The organism is Candidatus Pseudomonas adelgestsugas (assembly GCF_004124255.1).
Classification (GTDB): domain Bacteria; phylum Pseudomonadota; class Gammaproteobacteria; order Pseudomonadales; family Pseudomonadaceae; genus Aquipseudomonas; species Aquipseudomonas adelgestsugas.
In genome coordinates, this window is sequence record NZ_CP026512.1 from 1,322,913 (window position 1) to 1,344,305 (window position 21,393).

Consider the following 21,393-nt stretch of genomic DNA (forward strand, 5'->3'; position numbering starts at 1 on the left):
ATAAGATTGATAGACTGAAGCGAACGAACGATAACAAATAAGGCATAGGACCAAAATAAACCAGAGCCTGAAGATAATCCAGTATCCAGTAGCCTTTATAGCTGCTAATACTTTTAACTAGAGCACATCAATTAAAACGCAAAAATTTCAAGGTCCACAACTGACTGTAGCTGAAATCGATGCACTAGCAATAGCAGGGACATTGCTAGTGCTATTCACCATCAATTTTTGCAACATCTTCAAAGTAAAGCGGCGGTCGCTATAAATCACCGCTATTTTGAGAATGATATTTAGTCATTTTACGTATTACTTTGATGAGTTTGCCGCGAGTTGTTGAAACCGAGAGTCTGACGGATTAAATCAAGTATTACCGCAGCCGCCATTACGGCGCCACACAGTAACTTGCTACTTAACTTTATTAACACTAACTACCAGTTCATGAACGTCCGCAATTAGACTAAAGCACAAAACCAATCTGCATTACTGTTAAATGTTCTATTTTTGGCCAATTAAGGTCAATACGGCGTCAGCCGCCTGGTTGGATGCATCACGCCGCAAGGTGTGGTGGATGTCTTTAAAACTACCAATTTGCTCTTCGCCGTTATCAATCAAAGGTAATAGAGTTTGCGCTAAAGCTTCAGGCGTTGCATCGTCTTGCAATAATTCAGGCACTAGTAAGCGTTGGGCCAGTAGGTTTGGTAAGGAAATATATGGGCTTTTAACCATGCGCTTAAGAATCCAAAAAGTCAGCGGCGCTAGACGATAGACCACGACCATTGGTCGCTTATACAGTAAAGCCTCCAAAGTTGCGGTGCCTGAGGTGATTAGCGCTGCGTCACAGGCTGCTAGCGCTAAGTGTGATTTGCTGTCGAGCAATGTCAGTGGCAGATTACAACCTTCCAGCAACATCTCAATTTGTGCGCGACATAGCGGACTAGCACAAGGCAAAACAAAACGTACGTTTGGTTTCATGCTTTGCAAGCATTTCGCAGCATCAAAAAATATGCTAACTAAACGCTTAATCTCACTGCCTCGACTGCCAGGCAGCAGAGCAACTAACGGGCCGCTAGGTAAGCCCAGCTCGGCGCGAGCAGCAGCGCCATTGACATGCAATGGAATAGTGTCGGCCAGGGTATGCCCAACAAACCGTACCCGGACACCTTTCTCTTCGTAGAACCTAGCTTCAAATGGCAATAAAATTAACATCAAGTCGCAACAATCACGGATTTTTAGCACGCGATTTTGCCGCCATGCCCACACGGAAGGGCTGACGTAGTGTACAGTCTTAATCCCTGCCTGACGTAACTTTAGCTCTATATTCAAAGTAAAATCTGGTGCGTCAATACCAACAAACACGTCTGGCTTTTCTCTAATCAGAGTCTGGATTAGCAGTTTACGACGAGCTCGCAGCTCACGCAGACGGCTTAACACTTCTAATAGCCCCAGGACCGATAAACGCTCCATAGGAAAGTAAGACATGAGACCTTCGGCCTGCATTAGCAGGCCACCGACACCAATAAACCGCACTACTGGATAGTGAGCCTTGAGGGCTCGCATGAGGCCTGCGCCAAGAATATCACCGGAAACCTCACCAGCTACCAGCGCAATACACAAGTTAGCCATAATTAACGGGTAATACCACGTGTCGATGCTTGGATAGAATCACGGAACACAGCTACTTCCGAGAATAATGCTGCCGGCTCAGTCAGAGCTATTAGAGCCTGCTCAACTGTCAACCCCTGGCGGTAAACCACTTTATAAGCACGACGCAACGCATGAATTGCGTCTTCGCTAAAGCCGCAACGACGCATGCCTTCGAAGTTCATACTGCGTGCTTCAGCAGGGTTTCCGAATACCGTAACAAATGCTGGAACATCTTTGCCAATTGCCGTACCCATGCCAGAAAAGCTATAGGCGCCAATATGGCAATATTGATGTACCAGGGTAAAACCAGACAGGGTTGCTCGATCTTCAACATGCACATGACCTGCCAGTGCAGTGTTATTAACCAAAATGCAATGGTTACCGATCACGCTGTCATGACCAATGTGAGCATAAGCCATAATAAGATTATGGTCCCCCAAAGTGGTTTCGGCACGATCCTGTACGGTGCCACGGTGAATAGTTACACCTTCACGGATAATATTATAATTACCTATTACTAGGCGTGTTTCTTCACCTTTATACTTTATATCCGGGGTGTCTTCGCCTACTGAAGAAAATTGATAGATACGATTGTGTTTGCCAATAAAAGTCGGACCTTTTAAGATCACATGAGACCCGATCACAGTTCCCTCACCGATTTCAACACCTGCACCAATGATCGACCAGGGGCCAACTTTAACGTCGGCGGCTAAAACAGCTGATGATTCAATAATTGCACGAGAGTCAATCAAACTCATAATTTGCGTTCCGCACAGATAATCTCAGCGGAGCACACCGGTTTGCTGGTCACCGAAGCCTGACATTCGAATTTCCAGATCTGGCGCTTACAGCTGATTAGTCTGGCTTCCAAGATCAACTGATCGCCAGGTATAACCGGATTACGAAAACGCAATTTATCTGAACCAACGAAATAGTAAAGCATGCCATCGGCAGGCTTAAGGTCAAGCATTTTAAAACCAAGAATACCAGCAGCCTGAGCCATTGCCTCAATTATTAATACACCTGGCATAATTGGATGAGCTGGAAAATGACCATTAAAAAATGGTTCATTAATACTGACATTCTTATAAGCACAAATGCGCTTTTCTGCTACGTTAAGATCTACTACACGATCTACCAATAAGAATGGGTAACGGTGAGGCAAATATTCGCGAATCTCATTTATGCCCATCATTTTAGTGAGAAGCCTGTAATAAGGAAGAAGGCAGAATGCCTAAGCACATGCCTCGCTAGTAAATCAAGAAAGCTATATAGATATAGTGGCTGTACATACTCCATACTTAATATGGAAATGGTATTAACCTTCTGATGAAGCATTACCACTAGGGGTCACATCCTCGACGCGTTTTTCTACCTGTCTAAGGCGTCTAGCCATGCTGTCAATTTTGCGTAAACGCGCAGCGCTTTTGCGCCATTCAGCCGCCGTCTGCATAGCAGTACCGGAAGAGTATGTACCAGGTTCAGTAATTGAGTGAGTTACCATGGTCATTCCGGTAATAAAAACGTTGTCACAAATATCAATATGCCCTACCAGTCCAACACCTCCAGCAAGCATGCAATGCTTGCCGATTCTAGTACTACCGGAAATACCAACACATGCCGCCATAGCAGTATGATCGCCAATCTGTACGTTGTGAGCGATCTGGATCTGGTTGTCGATCTTCACACCGTTCCCAATTACTGTATCGGCTAAAGCCCCTCGATCTACCGCTGTATTAACACCGATTTCTACGTCATCACCAATTAATACGCCACCGACCTGGGCAATCTTGTGCCAAATACCTTTATAGTTAGCAAAACCAAAACCTTCACCACCGATGACAGCACCTGACTGAATCACTACACGTTCACCAATACGAACATCGTGGTAAAGAGTGACACGAGGCGCTAACCAACCATCGACACCAATCTCGCAGCGCGCACCGATAAAGCAATGAGCACCTACCGTAACACCAGCTGAAATGCGCGCACTACTCTCAATCACAGTAAATGCGCCAATGCTGACTGTTAGATCGACCTGGGCATCATCTGCAATCACTGCAGATGGATGAATACCGCGGGCAGCCTTGGGTTTTGGATCGAATAGATGTGAAACCCTGGCATAGGCTAAATATGGGTCGGCAACCACTAGCGTTGCCCCTGCAAACCCATCGGCATCGACAGCCTTCAGAAGCACAGCTGCGGCCTGGCTACCCACTAGGTATTTACGATATTGGGGATTTGCAAGGAAACTCAACTGAGCCGGGCCAGCCTCCTGCAAGGTGGCTAGCCCGGTGATTTCTTTTTCCTTAGAACCACATAAGGTGGCCCCCAGGAACTCGGCCAACTTGCCTAGCTTGATGGTCGCGGTCATGGTTTACTTCAGCATGGTTCATATGCTCGATCACCTAATGGGTAATATCGCATTAAGGCTTGACGTCAATCACGACGCAACACTCAGACACTGGGTGAAAGTCATTTTAGTGACTTTTTCTATGGCGCTGTCGAGCTTAGGCTTGAGCTGCTTAGGCATTTCATGGTCAGCAATAACTTTGGCTTCGTTCAATTCCTTGAACCGGAACTAGCAGTCACGAGTCTTTTGCTTGAATGCAAGCTCCAGATGCTCGCGCTCGCCTTACTGTATTTTGTTTCTGCTGACATTTAGAACAGTTTAGTTGCCAGTAACGCTAATAGCCAGGGTATTAAAGCTTGGCAAGTTGCAAACCGAATTTTACAGCATTTACGGCATATCGTTTAGCCACATCATATTGCAGTATGGCTATCTAATGGTTGGAGGTAGCAATTTTCTTTTGGTGAAGACCGTGATAGTTACCGGCACATTGGCCAGCAGAGCCAATTGAGTTAACTTATGTACAATCTACCCCCTACAAAGTCAACTGTCATTATCTCAAGCCAAACACTTAAAACGTCTGGCCGAAGGAGAATTGAAAAATCTGAGTTTCAGCGTGATCCGATTTTTTGATTGGTACGGCTAAAGCAAAACTCAATGGACCTATTGCGGTTACCCACGTCATACCAACACCTACAGAACTAGTGAGGTTGCTTAGGCTGATATCGTTACAGTCAGTCTGAGACTTCACGCCACTAGGATTAGTAATCTGTTCGCACTTGGAGTCAAACACATTACCAACGTCCCAGAATACCGAAGTACGCACTGAATGCTGATCTTTGACAAATGGCAGCGGGAAAAGAATCTCCGCACCACTTTGGATCAAAATATTACCCCCAAAAGGTAGCGGTTCATTATTGGAATCAACTCTCGTACCAATGTTACCAGTAATCGTTTGACCACGACTTGGCGTACCACGTGGACCTAAAGTACTGTCCTTAAAGCCACGAACTGAGTTGAAACCACCTGCATAGTAATTTTCATAAAACGGCAAGCTACTGGTCGAACCATAACCGTTACCATACCCAAGCTCAGCATGCAGGCGCATAGTGTAATGATCGCTTAGCGGCTGGAACAGCTGGCCACGATAGTCTAGCTTAAAGAATGATAGATCACTACCTGGCATGGTGGTTTCCATAGTAAGACTCTGGGAGTGACCACGGGTCGCTAATACACCTTTATTAAGAGTAGATTCTGACCAACCAGCCGACGCTTTAAAGTTCAAGAACTGATCACCATCTTTGCGCATGAAGTTAAAGATTTCATCCATGGTATAAACACCGGTCTTGATCTGGTCATGTTGCTCAGTAAATCCGAAGATAAAACGCGAGGTCTCGCTGATTGGGTAACCAATGTTTACGCCAGCGCCGAAACTATCGATCGCGTAACTAGCAACATCAACGTCAAGATTTTTATAGTCCGTGGTGCGGTAAAAAGCATTATAACCAAAGCTTACACCGTCAGTAGTCCAATAAGGATCTAGATAGCTAAAATTATAGCGGCTTTGATATTCGCTTCGGGTCAAACCAATAGAAACCTTATTGCCAGTGCCAAGGAAGTTGTTCTGGCTAATTGAACCACCGAGAATGAGACCAGCACTCTGCGCAAAACCAACGCTAGCAGTAATTGAACCAGACGCTTGCTCTTCAACAACATAGTTCACGTCAATTTGGTCATCTATACCTGGTATGGCTTGAGGTTTGACGTTTACTTCCTTGAAAAAACCCAAGCGTTCAAGACGAATCTTAGATTGATCAATCAGATAAGTTGACGCCAAGCTACCTTCCATCTGACGCATTTCACGGCGCAGCACTTCGTCTGCAGACCTGGTATTGCCATAAAAATTAATGCGGTTTACATATACACGCCTGCCTGGGTTAACGACAAAGACAATGCCTACAGTGTGGTCATAATCATACAGAGTAGGCACACCGCTGACATTAGCGAAGATATAACCTTCATTGCCTAGATGACGGGTGATTAGTTCTGACGTAGCAGTCATCAGTTTACGCGAAAATACCTGGTATTTTTGCATTAACAGCATAGCATGAACTTGATCTTCAGGGATTTTTAGGTCACTGCTCAGCTTTACATCACGAACAGTATACCTCTCACCTTCATTGATGTTAACTGTAATATAGATGTGTTTTTTATCTGGAGTAATGGATACATGGGTAGCAATAATATCCATGTTAATATAACCATGGTCCAAGTAGTAGGAACGCAGACTCTCAAGATCACCGGATAGTTTTTCACGAATATACCGGTCATCATTCTTTAAAAAAGATAACCAATTGGTGGCTTTAAGTTCAAAAAGGCTAACAAGCTCATCATCAGTAAATTTAGTATTACCTACTACATTAATATGATGGATAGCTGCAACAGCGCCTTCATTGATCATGATTTTAAGGATAACACGGTTATAAGGCTGCGGAACTACTTCAGTTTTTATTGAAGCAGAGTAGCGGCCACGAGCAACGTACTGGCGTTGCAATTCGTTACACATACGATCAAGGGCAGCACCCTGGAATAGTTCTCCTTCAGCTATACCTGATTGCTTGAGGCCATTCATCAAATCTTCAGTCGAGATCGCTTTGCTACCTTGGAGCTCAATACTGGCGACGGATGGTCGCTCAATAACCTTGATAACCAAGACGTTACCTTCGCGACCCAACTGGATATCTTGAAAGAACCCGGTCTTAAAGAGCACGCGCGTAGATTCCACAAGGCGGTAATCATCAGCATGCTCCCCAGCATGCAGCGGTAAGACACCAAGAACACTTCCCACGGAAACCCGCTGGAGGCCATTGATACGAATATCAGAGATAGTGAAGGACTCGGCGTGAACTTCAAAGATCATCAATACGGTGATAACTACAGTTAGCAGCATACGTTTCATGAAGTTCTTTTTTATCCTAACTAGCAACAAAAAATTCCACTAAATACGACAGACTCACAATTTAGAAAAGCGTTATAGTCGTTCAAGATCATTGATCAGAGCTAATAACATTACTCCGACCATCAAGCACATACCAATCTGCACCCACCAACTTTGAATCCGATCAGACAATGGACGACCACGCACCCATTCGATTAGATAAAACAACAAATACCCTCCATCTAATATTGGAATTGGTAATAAATTTAGAATTCCAAGGCTAATACTCAGATAAGCTAAAAAATTCAGGAAATCTGCAATACTCGATTGGGCAGAATTACCAGCTACTTTAGCAATGGTTATTGGTCCACTCAAGTTTTTTACCGAGAGCTCGCCAAACAGCATTTTCTTAAGCGATTCGCTGGTTAACACACTTATGATCCAAGTACGTTTTACACTCTCACTAATAGCTACTAGCGGGCCAACCCTGACCTCCCGCACCATTGAATGTGGCCATTCTACACCTTTCACCCCAGCACCCAGGTAACCCACCCAAGACGATTGAGCTTCCTTATGGGCTAATAAAGTTACAGGTACGTTAAGTTGATTACCATCACGCTCAACTTTTAGTACAATCCTGGTACCAGGTAATACACGCACCAAGTCAACCACTTGCTGCCAGTCACTTAGCGACTGGCCATCAAAAGCTAACAGGCGGTCGCCAGCTTTTAGGCCTGCAGCTTGCGCTGGGCCTTTCTGATCTAGCCAGGCTAGCACTGGCAACAAGTCTGGACGCCAAGGACGAACTCCAAGCGACTTGATTGGATCAGGCTCATCAACACTTTTAAGCCAGTGATCCAAGAAAACTTCTCGAAGTGTCTCAATAGTAGAATCATAATTGCGCACTACCATATACATGGTACCGCTTTCACCAAAGCGGCGCACTAACTGCAAATTAACAGCGCTCCAACTGGAAGTCTTCTCACCATCAATAGACACAATTTCTTGACCAGCGACTAGACCGGCCTTAGCTGCTATACTATCCACTTCGACTGCGCCAATTATCGGTCGTATCTGCTGACTGCCAATTACAGCTAAAACCCAAAACAATACCATCGCCAATAGGAAGTTAGCTATTGGACCGGCGATAACAATAGCTACATGTTGAAGAACAGTCTTACGATTGAAGGACTGCTCCAACTGATCAGCGGGCACTTCACCGTCACGTCCGTCAAGCATTTTGACGTAACCACCCAAAGGAATTGCTGAAACTACAAACTCAGTGCCACGACGATCATGCCAACGCAGCAACGGCATACCAAAACCAACGGAAAAACGCAGCACCTTGACACCGCAACGACGCGACATCCAAAAATGACCAAATTCGTGAAAGGTAATAAGCACACCCAAAGCAACTATGGTGCCTACAATCATGTAGAGCACGCTCATTTAATTTCTCCGCATTAAAATCCAGTATCTGAAAACTCAGACCTACTAAAAAAACTAACGCACATTGCGGTTCAACCATTGTGCAGCTAAAGTACGAGCCCTTGCATCAGCTTCGAATACCGCCCCCAAATCATCCACTACCACAACTGGCTCAAGATTCAAAACATCCTCAATAATACTCGCTATCTGCGGAAAGCGAATACGTCCATCAAGAAACGCTGTTACAGCAACCTCATTGGCCGCATTAAGAATGACTGGTGCACTATTACCAATCTCCGCTGCCTGTCTAGCTAGACATAGACACGGAAAACGCTGCTCATCTGGCATCTCAAAGTCTAGGCGCGCAATTGCTAGCAGGTCCAGCGGTGCAACACCTGAATCAATCCGTTCTGGCCAGGCTAGCGCATTAGCGATTGGCGTACGCATGTCTGGATTACCTAACTGTGCCAACATTGAGCCATCTACATAGTCGACCAATGAATGAATCACACTTTGCGGGTGAATTACTACCTCGATCTGATCAGACTTGGCGTCAAATAACCAGCACGCCTCGATTAACTCTAGGCCTTTATTCATCATGCTCGCAGAATCCACAGAAATCTTGCGCCCCATGGACCAGTTTGGATGCGCGCAAGCCTGATCAGGCGAAACATGCTCAAGATCAACTGATGGATTTGGCCAGAATGGACCACCAGAAGCCGTAAGAAGAATCCTCCGTACACCAACCTGACTTAAACCGCTGGCAAAATTATTAGGCATGCACTGAAAGATTGCATTGTGCTCACTATCAAGTGGCAAAAGAACGGCACCACTTTTACGTACCGCTTGCATAAAGAGCGCACCGGACATTACCAGCGCTTCTTTATTGGCGAGCAAGATTTTCTTGCCAGCGTTTACCGCCGCCAGTGTCGGACGCAAACCAGCAGCTCCGACAATAACTGCAACTACAGTGTCAACCTCGGTATCAACTGATACCTGACAAAGTCCTTCCTCTCCTACCAATACTTGCGTAGCGAGGCCAGCAGCCTGGAGATGCTGTTGCATACCACGTGCCAACTCAACTTCAGGTACGACAGCAAAGCGAGGTAAATAGCGTATGCACAAGGCTAGCAGCTCGCTTAAACGCGTGAAACCGGTCAAGGCAAACACCTGATAAAGATTAGGATGGCGAGCAATTACATCTAAAGTGCTTAACCCGACCGAGCCAGTTGCACCGAGTACAGTTATTTGTTGCAGACGATTCACGATGCTATCATCCATAAGCACGCAGCAAAAATCGGAATCGCAGCGGTAAGGCTGTCAATACGATCAAGTACCCCACCATGCCCAGGTAGTAGATTACTGCTATCCTTAATTCCAGCCTGGCGCTTAAACATGCTTTCAGTGAGGTCACCAACTATCGAGATAAATACTGCAACAACCGCAATTGACAGGGCTAGGAGTATTTCCTTCAATGACCAATCACGCATAATACCGACGATCAACGTTATCAGCAACGTCAACGCTAGGCCGCCATAAACGCCCTCCCAGCTTTTACTAGGACTAACAGCAGGCGCAAGTTTGCGTTTACCGAAGGCCAAACCAGAGAAGTAGGCGCCGATATCGGCGCTCCAAACTAGCACCATCACAGCCATAATCAGCCAGTTGCCCAGTGGGGCATTCTTGAGTTCTGCCAACCCCTGCGAGACAGGCAGCAGAATCAGTAAGCCAATGACCAGTTTAGTAGCTAAACTAGACCAATAATTACTAGTGCGCGGATACGTCAATACCAGAAAGATTGCAAGCGCCCACCATAGCACTGCTATACACAAAATCCAAGGCACAATTATATTAGAGAGAACATGCATTAAGAACAGTAACGTCGCTACGATAGCGACATAGATTACACGCAGCAAGCACGCATTGAGGCCTGCTAGGCCAGCCCATTCCCAAGCCCCAAGAGTTATAACCAAACCAATAAATAACGCAAAAATAGAACCGTCAAGCAGAAACAATCCACACCAGACAATCGGTATTATGATTAGCGCTGTGATGATTCGCTGCTTAAGCATTTAAGCCATAGCTCCAGCATCGATCTGCTCACTTGTTTTACCGAAACGACGCTGACGGGAAGCAAACTCGATCAACGCATTATGCATGGCGTCGTGCTTGAAATCAGGCCAAAACAGGTCAGAGAAGTATAGCTCAGTATAAGCTAGTTGCCACAACAGGAAATTACTAATGCGATGCTCACCACCAGTTCTGATACATAGGTCTGGCAACGGAAGATCACATGTTGCTAGACATGATTGTAAAAGTTCAGACGTAATATCTTCTGGCCGCAGATGCCCGGCATGCGCTTCGCGAGCAAGACGCTGTGCAGCCTGGGTAATGTCCCATTGACCACCATAATTGGCTGCGATCTGCAGCACAAAGCAATTGCTACCGGCGGTAATGGACTCTGCTTCGAGTATAGCTGTCTGTAGCTTTGAATGAAACCGCGATCGATCACCAATGATACGCAGGCTGATATTATTTTCCTGAAGGTGTTTGGCTTCACGGCGCAGGGCTTTAAAAAATAAGTCCATTAAAGCATTAACTTCTGCAACCGGACGCTGCCAGTTTTCACTGGAGAAAGCAAACAGAGTTAACACTTCAATTTTAGCCTTGGCACACACCTCAATTACAGCACGCACCGCATCAAAACCTGCTTTGTGCCCGGATACAACAGGCATAAAGCGTTTTTTCGCCCAGCGATTATTCCCATCCATAATGATCGCTACATGACGAGGCACCACATATAACTCAGTCATGCTTAGTCTTTTCCATGAAGGTATTCTGACCTCTTATACGGCCATCAAGTCCTTTTCTTTCTCTTCCGTAGTTTTAGTGATCTGGATCTCAGCATCTTTAGTCAACTTATCTATATAGGAGATTGCACGACGCTCTTCGTCTTCACTGACTTTTTTATCCTTAACCAATTTCTTGAAGTCACCCAACGCATCACGACGAATGTTGCGAACGGCAACGCGTGCATATTCGGCTGCACTGCGCGCCTGCTTCGTGCAGCATTTACGGGTTTCTTCAGTCAAGGCTGGCATAGAGATCAACAGCAATTCGCCTAGGTTATTAGGATTAAGATTTAAGCCAGCGCCTTGGATAGCTTTATTGACAACTTCAAGCATATGGCGCTCAAAAACTACAACCTGCAGGGTGCGAGAATCTTTAATAGTGATATTCGCTACTACGCTAAGCGGGGTATTAACTCCATAGTAAGATACCATGATGTTACCCAAGATGCTTGGATGCGCTTTACCGGTACGAATCTGGCTCAATGCGTAGCTTAGAGCTTCCATGGATTTCTGCATGCGCGCTTGGGCATCTTTTTTGATTCCGTGAATCATCGTTAACCTTCCTCGATCAAAGTCCCTTCCGCGCCACCATGTACTATATTTAATAGGGCGCCGGGTTTGTTCATATTAAATACGCGTAGCGGCATTTCATGGTCGCGGCACAGACAAATAGCTGTCAGGTCCATAACGCTCAACTTAAGAGACAGCACTTCATCGTAGGTTAGATGATCGAACTTCTTAGCATGTTGATCTTTGAATGGATCAGCTGTATAGACACCATCAACCTTAGTAGCCTTGAGCATTATATCGGAATCGATTTCGATAGCACGAAGGCAAGCAGCGGAATCCGTGGTAAAGAACGGATTGCCGGTACCGGCAGCAAAGATTACAACTTCTTTAGAGTTAAGGTGACGCATGGCTTTGCGACGATCATAGTGATCGGTTACGCCTAGCATAGAAATAGCCGACATCACGATTACTGAAATATTTGCACGTTCCAAAGCATCACGCATAGCTAAAGCATTCATTACAGTAGCCAACATACCCATGTGGTCACCAGTGACTCGATCCATACCAGCAGCACTCAGTGCTGCACCACGGAACAAGTTACCACCACCAATTACTAGGCCAACCTGAACGCCGATACCAACCAGTTGACCAACTTCTAGTGCCATGCGATCGAGCACCTTAGGATCGATCCCAAACTCTTCCGAACCCATCAGGGCTTCGCCGCTAATCTTGAGTAGAATACGTTTATAGCGAGCCTGACGGCCACAGCCTTGCTGAGCCATTGTGAATATCCCCTACGGCTTATTTTTAAAATTCTTGGCGAGCCCGTTTACAGCTTACGTTCAATTTAGCTAGACGTTATCACAGCATTATCGAAGTACGACTTATAAACAGGCTCCGTAAGGACACTTAAAAGTTTTTGCCTTCACCACATTGAAAAGAGGCTACGCGCGTGAGCAGGCAGCCTCTTTTAATAGCAGTGAAAACTGTATTATCGTTTGACAGCAGCTAGCCTGGCGACAACTTAGTTGAAGAAGTTGTCGCCAGGCTTTTCAATATCTTCACCTACTTTATAGTAGGTGAAGGATACAATTTCAGCACCGGCTTTTTTGACAAGCTCGCCAACTTTAACTGCATGGTTCTTAATAAATGCCTGCTCAACTAGACTCACTTCAGCTAAGAACTTTCTAATACGACCATTGATCATATTGTCAACAATGTTTTCTGGCTTACCGGCGATCTTGTCAGCATTGAGACGCAAAAATACGGCTTGTTCACGCTGGATTACGGCATTAGACACTTCAGATGGCAACAGGAACTCAGGATGAGTAGCCGCTACGTGCATAGCAATATCTTTAGCTAGTTTAACGTCACCACCTTTCAGAGCAACCACAGCACCGATTGTATTACCATGCAGATAACCACCAACCACATCACCCTCAATGCGAACTAGGCGGCGAATGTTAACATTTTCACCAACCTTACCAACTAATACAATACGAGCAGCTTCCTGGGCTTTAATAAGTAGCTCAGTAGTAATCAGCTTATCAGCGAATGCCTGTTCAATACTAGCTAAAACAAATGCTTTGAAATCATCCTGTATCGCCAAAAAATCAGTTTGCGAGTTCACTTCTAGCAGAACAGCAGACTTGCCGTCTTCTTTCAGGGCAATCGCACCTTCAATAGCAATATTACCTGCTTTCTTAGCAGCTTTGATGGCGCCAGAAGCACGCATGTCATCGATAGCTTTTTCGATTTCGCCGCCAGCCTTAAGCAGAGCTTTTTTACAATCCATCATGCCTTCGCCAGTACGTTCACGAAGTTTTTTAACCAAGGCTGTATTTATCTCTGCCATTACAAAATCCTCTTGGATAGGTTTTAACTATTCCACCCAATTAAACAGGTGACCAATCCTGCCCAAATCTCCGTTATAAGCCTGTTGCAGGCTACAGATAATATAGCCGTGCTGTCGACAAAGATTTTGCGACTGAGTCAATGCTCAAGCATTAATTACTTTGCGCGGCTAAAGGAATATCTTCAATAAACTGCTCAGTACCACTAGCAGCGTAGTTGCGACCACGCAGCACAGCATCAGCCATCAAACCCATATACAGCTGGATAGCGCGGATTGCATCATCATTGCCTGGTATGATGTAGTCAATGCCCGTTGGACTACTGTTAGTATCGACTACACCAATAACAGGAATACCCATTTTATTAGCTTCAGTGATAGCAATACGCTCATGATCAACGTCGATCACAAATAACACGTCAGGTAGACCGCCCATATCTTTAATACCACCCAGGGAACGATCAAGCTTTTCTAGGGTACGAGTACGCATCAGCGCCTCTTTCTTAGTCAGCTTAGCAAAAGTACCGTCTTCGGCTTGCACTTCAAGGTCACGTAAACGCTTGATAGAAGCACGAATAGTCTTGAAATTGGTTAGCATACCGCCTAGCCAACGATGATCGACATATGGCGAACCACAACGCATTGCTTCTTCAACAACAATCTTGCCAGCGGCACGTTTAGTGCCAACAAATAGAATCTTATTTTTGCCCTTGGTTAAACGCTCAACGAGGACTAGGGCTTCGTTGAGCATTGGCAGAGTTTTTTCGAGGTTGATAATGTGAATCTTGTTACGCGTACCGAAAATGTATTGATCCATTTTCGGGTTCCAGTACCGGGTCTGGTGACCAAAGTGCACACCAGCCTTTAGCATATCGCGCATATTGACTTGATACATGATACTTCCTATAAATAATTTGGGTTTAGCCTCCACATACCAGTTGTATGGATCATGGATTATTGTGGCTATATCTGATAGCTATAGATATGTACCCTGTCTACACTTAATTATGCCTACAATGTCTTGTTATATACAATCCCTGTACCTGCAGCCATAAATCAACTGCCAACAATTTATACCTGGTACCGGCATCATGATCTACAATGTAATACTAATGTCAAACTAATCCTCTCAAATAGGAGTTGACGCAAGTATGCAGGATTTTTTAGCGCAGCCACTACATATGTACAATTTTTTCAGATACCAAATGTGTACTGCTCTACGAGCTATTTGGTAGTTTTAAACAAACTCCTCGCCATCGTAACACGATAGCGAATCTAAAAGTCAGCTGCTCGCTTTATGAATACTGGCAACAGCTTCGCGTAAAACCTCATCACCCATAACGCTACCACGTCTATCATATTAAAAAAGCTCACATTAATCATCAGAAATGACAACTCACTCTGACTATACATGACAAGACGATATTCTGGCTCTAAATATTCACAAAAGTGACAAAGTGCGCAGTGAGGCCGCCTGCATTGATCTACTTTTATAAAGGTAAGCTAGTTATCTAACCACTACCGCTGCTTTACTCACGATGCGCAACAATATGGTTATATGGTATTGCGAGAATAGCAAATATGCATTATCGACTGTACATTAGCTGGCAGTGAATTAGATAATTGTTAGCGTCATAAGCAGGATATTTATCCGTGGTCTAATGGCTTCAGGATTTGCGCACCAACAACTGGCTATCAAACCTCCATATACACAAGTTTTACAAAATTACCGTCAGCTTAATACGTATAAGTTAGGTGTTTGCCTGATACTGATCAGTACAGCTGATCATTACAATAGTTGAAATTAATGTTTTTTATGTGCTGATAACCGCGCTGAACGATTTCACTAATCACAATCTAGTCGTCAACTAGTAAAACTATAGAAGTTTTCTATCAATCTTGGTATCGCAGATTGACAAGTCATTTATGCCTAGTGAATAAATTTTCACCACAGTATCACTCACTGCTGCCATTTTAAGAGCATACCATAAACCACTGAGATTGACCGAGCCTCAGCTGTTACTAAATATCTTTATTAGCGTGATATCTTGCATTCCTGTACCTGATTGCATTCCATGCCAGTAATTTTATTTTTACAATTTTACCGGTATAAACTTGCATGCTATTTTATTAGCATGCAAGTAATTGTTGACGCCAGTCACTAATTTGCGCGCTACACCTGGTTAAAAATTTAGGCGTAACACAAGACCAGAAGGACCATAGATATGTTATTGAGGGTGGTAATTCTCATACCTAAACACTTCAGAGGAACTTTACCACAATATTCAGCAAAGCATTGCCTAGAGAACAGCTTGCAACTAAAATAAAATAAATAGTAAGTGCTAACATAATTATAGATGACATCTAACCTTGTTGCTATTCTTGAATGATGTTATCGTTATTAATAATTATTATAAGCAACTAGTGCTGAACCAGTTGACTACTGAACCATATCTCTAGAATCAATGACTAACTTTGTCTAGCTGTTATCGTCCGGCAATGCGCCGTAAGAAATATTCTGGATTTGATTCTTGGTCTTCTTACCATAGCTAACTCTATGGATCATTTAGCGAATACTACCACACTTCTAGATATACTATCTCTGTAGTCATGTGTCTATATATCACTACCACTTTAAAAGTTTTTTCATTACTTTACTAAGACACACACTACACTATATCCAAATTGATAACGACTACCAGAACGATACGATAACCTTCGTGCCAACAATACTGATATTTTTATAGCTGCTTAATATTATTTGGTGCCTAGTCGCAGATGAATTCCATACTTGATAACTTGGCCAGCATCAGCCTCTTTGCCAACCCCACCATCAGACTGTATACCACCAACAGAATCAATGACAGATTCAAATAAAAACAATTATCCATACCCACTGTTAGCCATAGAATCATCTGGCCGTGCAGTTAGGCCAAAACATAACTTGCTTAATATCCTGGCTAATGTATTGCCTGAATTATTTAGCAACCTTGTTATACTGTCTCAAACCAAAAAAGAAACAAAAATATCAGCAACTTGTATTCACTTAGGCGGCTGGCGAATTAGAGCTTGCGCTTTCATTGACTAACGTAGTGATATAGCTAATATAGGTTAGCTATATTTATTTGCAGCAGCTTTGATCAATAACACTAGACGCGCACTGTACTGAATTAACATGTCTTAAGTAAAAAACCGATACTTCAGCAGTTACGCTGTACAACCAGCATCAACATTAGTATATTTAATTGCGCTAAATTTATCTTGATACTCTAGATTTAGGCGCACGATTAGGTCGCCGTTACGTATAGTGCTTAGGATTAAGGCAATACAATAACATTAGTGCTATTATCGTGTGCATTAGCGCTATCCTACAGATAACAAATGCAAGTCTAGCAAAAAAGCCACAGACATGAATATACTGACTGTAGCGGCTGTTATTGATTCACTAGTCATAAAATCGCAAGGTCTATAAAACCTCCGTGGTTAGCGATGCTCTCGTTTTACCTCATACATCATACCAGCCCACGCTAGCACTAAATTGGTGACACATTTCTTTGTGTATAATAACTAAATAATTATAAGCCTGGGCTATATAAGAGCAGCAACCAGATCATTGTCGTGCGCCTGATACAAACTATTAAATTTATCTAATTAGCTCTTATCAGCACAACTCTTAATGCTTTTCTGGTAACCTATCATCTGCATCTGCATGTGACTATCTAATTCATTTGCAGTAAACTTTACTGGTGTTAGTTGGACTTGTATCCATCACACAAGTTCACTTAATGTATGTTTTGCGGACGGCTATAAACGCAGGCGTCGTAATTCATCAAACTGCGTTAATAACCCAACACCGCATCATTGCACACCACCTGTTTCAGTGATCTTATCCTTCAGTTATCATGAACAAAAGACCACAATCATCCATAGTTTAATTACGATAATTACTACAAAGCTTAACTAAATCCTTTAGCGTAAATTTTTTGCTATTTATAGCAATTCATCGAATGCACTAATCAAATAGTAAGGAATATAGCTAAATAAATATATCTATTTAGCAAAAAGGTTTTTTATGTAAGATTCACAGAATGTAACATATATACATAAAGTGGCTTGCTTTTCTTACATTAAATTTACATACTGGCTTACACTGATTAATTCAGCCAGGCCACTTTCTCCAAATTAGTACCTTTTAATCTAACTTAGACTTTTCCATATAACTTTGTTAGTCTACCAGTATAATGGTAGCAATATATATCTTGATAGATATTTCCTAGGTACTAGCTATTTGCACTATATCAACATGATCAAGCAGTTTGTTGAACTCGGCAAAACTAAGTCTTGATCAGCGCACGCTTGCTTTCACTAAATATACATGTCAATGTTATCGCCACATATCAACTATAAATAAAATGCTCAAACTGTATTGCTCGACTTCAGCTATCAGTAAGCGGTCGATAGTTTATATTTTTAACTTGTAAAAAAGACCGGCTTATTACACCTGCCTAATTACTATAATTTTGATAAACAACAAACCTCGAGCGCTACGAGGATACCTGATAGATAAGTGTTGTTTTGCTAGCAAATTACTGGCTGTTTTATTACCCAACAACCAGTTCTATTACACTAGCTACCAGGGCACCACCAGCACTACCAAAAAACTACTGACTTTATTAACAGAAATAACGCTTGTATCGTCTAACTTAGAGCAGCTAGCCACTTTATTTTAAAATACGTCCATACCAAACTTAAAGCAAGTAAATAAACGATTCGCTGATATTCACACGTAGCTTTAGGCACTTTAGGTTGCAGGACAAATAACCTTAACAGCATCAAACAAGTATAAAAAGCCAATAGAATACTACTAAATGTCGCTATATACGCTCATACTAAAATTTTTTTATTTTATAAATATTACTATCAAGTTAATGTAATATTTATCTTACCGTATCAAACCATGCGTAATATCTAAAATATTTGCATATTATCCATTATACTTATCTACATTATATGCTAAAGAACACATAGTTCTCTTATACACTACACACTATAAAAAATAAACTTTATTTAAGAGAAGTACTTTTTTATGTACCGCAAAATTTACTCAAAGCGTTCATGGCCATTGCTACTTAAATAGCTTCGTAAACTAGTAAATTGCTGGATGCTCCCAGCAATAACAGCACATACTATTTTAGTAGTAGTTTTATAGACTATAGATGCCAACACTGTATAGTACTTTTTTGTAGATAACTGTCGACATACTGGTAACAAAGAACAGACTGCTCATAAAAATGGTGGACTAATCAATACCGTAATCAGTAGCACTGTTTAGAACAACTTAAGGATATAGTTGATACCGAGTCTCTCGATTAACAAAGCGTTTAACCAGTAGAAATAACGATAACAGCACTACTCAGACTGTGATTGCTAGTTAACTAAGTAACTTTACATTGAAATACTTAGGAACATTCTGCCTAACTATATTACACTGCCAAAGCCATCAACCACTCTTATCACTTAATCAAAAGTATTTTATCGAAAATACTTCTAAGCTGACCAACGAAGCATACGCCTCACATTAATTATCTTAATAGACGCTTTATGGTATTTTAACTATGAATAACAGCGTAAAACATAGCACAGCACTTATTGTATTTTCTTGCATAAAGCCAATTAAAATGTGTTACCGACCACTATAATCGCGCGCTTTCTTATCAGAAGTACACTGAGCGTTAATCCATTGATTACTTGTAGGAAGTGTAATGTAATACTGAAATTAGACATTTCTACTATTAATTACAAAACATAAACTCTACAATTGTGAGTTTGTATGCATAAGCTATCTAAACGCTTTAGTCTAGTTTAAACACATCATAAGGTAACTATATATTAAGTAGCTATGATACTATGTTAACTGACTAGAAAATCGATGTGGTTGATAACTAATACCTGCTGCTCTATTAACTCAGCAAAGGCTTATTATTTTGGAAAAAATAAGCTAAATTATCAAAGCAAATGACAACATTATGATGAATAGCTGTATAAGTTTAGAAAAAGAAATACCCTTAATATGTAACCCGGTTTATACTAGCCATGACCAGCTAGAGATAGCAAGAATAAATAGTCAGCACTGTGTATAAAGTTATGCTGTAACGTTAAGACTGCAAATACGCTAATCGATTTAATGCTGCCACAAGGCATTAAGCTAACCATGACACATAACTAAAGATTTCTAAAATCTTTCACTTTTTGAGCTACAGTTTCTGTATTAGCGCGCCTATATGGATATAGCAAAATTGATTAGACGCAAAAAGTAATATGTTCGACGATGTCTAGCATCAAATTAAAACCGGCATGACAAAACTCTACCACACCATGAGTGGTATCGGCATTATAGATTAGTTTGCACTACTTGTACCTGTTCGCATGTAAAAGAACTAATTCAGTTGTTGCTAGCAACATAATGACATATTTTAAGAAAAAATACTAGGTATCTGTCTAGAGCTAGAAATATCTTCGACATTCATTGTTAATTTTCCGTTCAAACCGAAAAAGAATTCCAGTACCAACTGAAGCAACTGACCAGAGCATAAATAGAATGCATCAGTCACTAATAGTCTTTGTTGGTGGAAAGCACCACGCCAACCTGATGGGATCTAGTCATGATAATTGAATTACTTCAATAGTAGGACTATTGCTATCGCTTCTTGGTGCAACACCAAGCTTATGAGTTTAGCGCGCCCATAAAAATCACATCAGCAAGAAATTAAAGTGCTGATATACGTAGTAACCAAAGGTATAGCGGATGACCGCTGCACCTTTGGTGTTTTAAAAATCAACGATAACTTTTTAATCTAACATGTTATTCACCTGAAACCAGGCAACAAAGCTTCGCAAAGCTTAACCGACATCAATGGATCCAATTTATGGATAGAAAAAACGTAAAACACGTCAAAAATAAAATTTGCGTAATATTTTATAGAAACCGCCATCATATAGAAAAGAGGCATGTCTTTCAGATCTATTGCTTGCATATCAGTATCTATCATCAACAATAGTAGCTAGCGTCATGTTTATATTTAATTTATTATTATCTATAAAATCAACAACTACAAAATAATTTATATACATCTAGAAAGCTTCAGTATAAGCGACTTATAGTTTTTTTTACAAGACAGTTATATCGTTTTACTATGGTAACTAATGTTGATAAGCTATCTAAACTCAGTAATACTAGTTTACTCTAAAAAACACGCCAAAGGATAGACGTACTGCGCTGTAACTATAACCATACGTCAACAACTACCGCAATATACGATCGAGCATTTGAATATCGATTAACTAGACATCAATGAACAGAACCAGCGCGCCTTCTAATTTTACTTTAAACATGAACTCCAAATGATTGGACATATGAAGTTAGTCAACTTAGTGCTACTGTGTCTAGTAGTACTGGACATGAAAAATATATTAGGTACCACAATAAGCACGCTAATACTAAATAGGAGTAGCTCTAGAAAGAACTACGTTGATACAGACAAAATGAGTTGTTTGTCTTTCTTATAGCAACCTTTGTGATGACTAACCACGCATGAATCTCTAAATACCTTATTGAAGCAATTAGCTACTCTAGCCTAGAGGCTGAGCCATTTATTATGTTTACTGGATTTTAGTAAACAACACAAAATAGTCTACTGGCTAAACTCATTAAGGTCACTACCCAAATAGTCAAGCTCGACTCAGTAGTTAAGCTAATGCAGCTAAAATCAAGAAAGAATACGTGATAGAAGTTAGGAAGAAATATAGTCGCTAGCAGCCT

Annotated in this window: 14 protein-coding genes and 1 pseudogene; all 15 read right to left on the bottom strand. The window is 42.0% G+C overall.

What is annotated here, in order from left to right:
* Positions 1–495: 495 nt before the first annotated feature.
* The 15 genes and pseudogenes from lpxB to C3B55_RS04695 all read right to left on the bottom strand — a co-directional run bounded on the left by lpxB (position 496) and on the right by C3B55_RS04695 (position 16,457).
* Positions 496–1,623: a lipid-A-disaccharide synthase gene (gene lpxB, locus C3B55_RS03355; protein WP_129211462.1), complete on the bottom strand. Its 1,128-nt coding sequence runs from the start codon at positions 1,621–1,623 to the stop codon at positions 496–498.
* Between the two features lie 2 nt (positions 1,624–1,625).
* Positions 1,626–2,402 carry an acyl-ACP--UDP-N-acetylglucosamine O-acyltransferase gene (gene lpxA / locus C3B55_RS03360; protein ID WP_129211464.1) on the bottom strand — a complete coding sequence of 259 codons (777 nt, stop codon included), beginning with the start codon at positions 2,400–2,402 and terminating at the stop codon, positions 1,626–1,628.
* Positions 2,399–2,839, bottom strand: coding sequence for a 3-hydroxyacyl-ACP dehydratase FabZ (fabZ, locus tag C3B55_RS03365; protein ID WP_129211466.1), 441 nt, complete (start codon positions 2,837–2,839; stop codon positions 2,399–2,401). The genes lpxA and fabZ overlap by 4 nt, the downstream gene beginning before the upstream one ends.
* 123 nt (positions 2,840–2,962) lie before the next feature.
* The gene (lpxD, locus tag C3B55_RS03370) at positions 2,963–4,018 is read right to left on the bottom strand and encodes a UDP-3-O-(3-hydroxymyristoyl)glucosamine N-acyltransferase (protein ID WP_129211468.1); all 1,056 of its coding nucleotides are present in this window, start codon (positions 4,016–4,018) and stop codon (positions 2,963–2,965) included.
* A 69-nt stretch (positions 4,019–4,087) separates the two neighbouring features.
* Positions 4,088–4,210 carry a hypothetical protein gene (locus C3B55_RS04690; RefSeq protein WP_457912675.1) on the bottom strand — a complete coding sequence of 41 codons (123 nt, stop codon included), beginning with the start codon at positions 4,208–4,210 and terminating at the stop codon, positions 4,088–4,090.
* Between the two features lie 355 nt (positions 4,211–4,565).
* Complete coding sequence (bamA, locus tag C3B55_RS03380; RefSeq protein ID WP_129211470.1) at positions 4,566–6,953, bottom strand: outer membrane protein assembly factor BamA; 2,388 nt, start codon at positions 6,951–6,953, stop codon at positions 4,566–4,568.
* Between the two features lie 72 nt (positions 6,954–7,025).
* The gene (gene rseP / locus C3B55_RS03385) at positions 7,026–8,381 is read right to left on the bottom strand and encodes an RIP metalloprotease RseP (RefSeq protein ID WP_129211472.1); all 1,356 of its coding nucleotides are present in this window, start codon (positions 8,379–8,381) and stop codon (positions 7,026–7,028) included.
* 54 nt (positions 8,382–8,435) lie between these two features.
* Entirely contained in the window at positions 8,436–9,626 is a 1,191-nt protein-coding gene (gene ispC, locus C3B55_RS03390) for a 1-deoxy-D-xylulose-5-phosphate reductoisomerase (protein ID WP_129211917.1), read from the bottom strand.
* Entirely contained in the window at positions 9,623–10,432 is an 810-nt protein-coding gene (locus C3B55_RS03395) for a phosphatidate cytidylyltransferase (protein ID WP_129211475.1), read from the bottom strand. Before C3B55_RS03395 ends, ispC begins: the two co-directional genes overlap by 4 nt.
* Positions 10,433–11,189: pseudogene (gene uppS, locus C3B55_RS03400) on the bottom strand (polyprenyl diphosphate synthase). It lies immediately after the preceding gene.
* Positions 11,190–11,206: 17 nt separating this feature from the next.
* Positions 11,207–11,764 (bottom strand): ribosome recycling factor, encoded by a 558-nt coding sequence (frr, locus tag C3B55_RS03405; protein WP_129211479.1) that lies wholly within the window; start codon positions 11,762–11,764, stop codon positions 11,207–11,209.
* Between the two features lie 2 nt (positions 11,765–11,766).
* Positions 11,767–12,504, bottom strand: a complete 738-nt coding sequence (gene pyrH / locus C3B55_RS03410) for a UMP kinase (RefSeq protein ID WP_129211481.1) — start codon at positions 12,502–12,504, stop codon at positions 11,767–11,769.
* A 242-nt stretch (positions 12,505–12,746) separates the two neighbouring features.
* Complete coding sequence (tsf, locus tag C3B55_RS03415) at positions 12,747–13,577, bottom strand: translation elongation factor Ts (protein ID WP_129211483.1); 831 nt, start codon at positions 13,575–13,577, stop codon at positions 12,747–12,749.
* Positions 13,578–13,728: 151 nt separating this feature from the next.
* Positions 13,729–14,469 (bottom strand): 30S ribosomal protein S2, encoded by a 741-nt coding sequence (gene rpsB, locus C3B55_RS03420; protein WP_129211485.1) that lies wholly within the window; start codon positions 14,467–14,469, stop codon positions 13,729–13,731.
* Between the two features lie 1,862 nt (positions 14,470–16,331).
* Positions 16,332–16,457, bottom strand: a complete 126-nt coding sequence (locus C3B55_RS04695) for a hypothetical protein (RefSeq protein WP_457912676.1) — start codon at positions 16,455–16,457, stop codon at positions 16,332–16,334.
* Positions 16,458–21,393: the final 4,936 nt, after the last annotated feature.

Excerpts from the sequence above, each read along its gene's own strand:
- lpxB (WP_129211462.1), bottom strand. The coding sequence starts at position 1,623 with ATGGCTAACTTGTGTATTGCGCTGGTAGCTGGTGAGGTTTCCGGTGAT.
- lpxA (WP_129211464.1), bottom strand. The coding sequence starts at position 2,402 with ATGAGTTTGATTGACTCTCGTGCAATTATTGAATCATCAGCTGTTTTA.
- fabZ (WP_129211466.1), bottom strand. The coding sequence starts at position 2,839 with ATGATGGGCATAAATGAGATTCGCGAATATTTGCCTCACCGTTACCCA.
- lpxD (WP_129211468.1), bottom strand. The coding sequence starts at position 4,018 with ATGACCGCGACCATCAAGCTAGGCAAGTTGGCCGAGTTCCTGGGGGCC.
- bamA (WP_129211470.1), bottom strand. The coding sequence starts at position 6,953 with ATGAAACGTATGCTGCTAACTGTAGTTATCACCGTATTGATGATCTTT.
- rseP (WP_129211472.1), bottom strand. The coding sequence starts at position 8,381 with ATGAGCGTGCTCTACATGATTGTAGGCACCATAGTTGCTTTGGGTGTG.
- C3B55_RS03395 (WP_129211475.1), bottom strand. The coding sequence starts at position 10,432 with ATGCTTAAGCAGCGAATCATCACAGCGCTAATCATAATACCGATTGTC.
- frr (WP_129211479.1), bottom strand. The coding sequence starts at position 11,764 with ATGATTCACGGAATCAAAAAAGATGCCCAAGCGCGCATGCAGAAATCC.
- pyrH (WP_129211481.1), bottom strand. The coding sequence starts at position 12,504 with ATGGCTCAGCAAGGCTGTGGCCGTCAGGCTCGCTATAAACGTATTCTA.
- tsf (WP_129211483.1), bottom strand. The coding sequence starts at position 13,577 with ATGGCAGAGATAAATACAGCCTTGGTTAAAAAACTTCGTGAACGTACT.
- rpsB (WP_129211485.1), bottom strand. The coding sequence starts at position 14,469 with ATGTATCAAGTCAATATGCGCGATATGCTAAAGGCTGGTGTGCACTTT.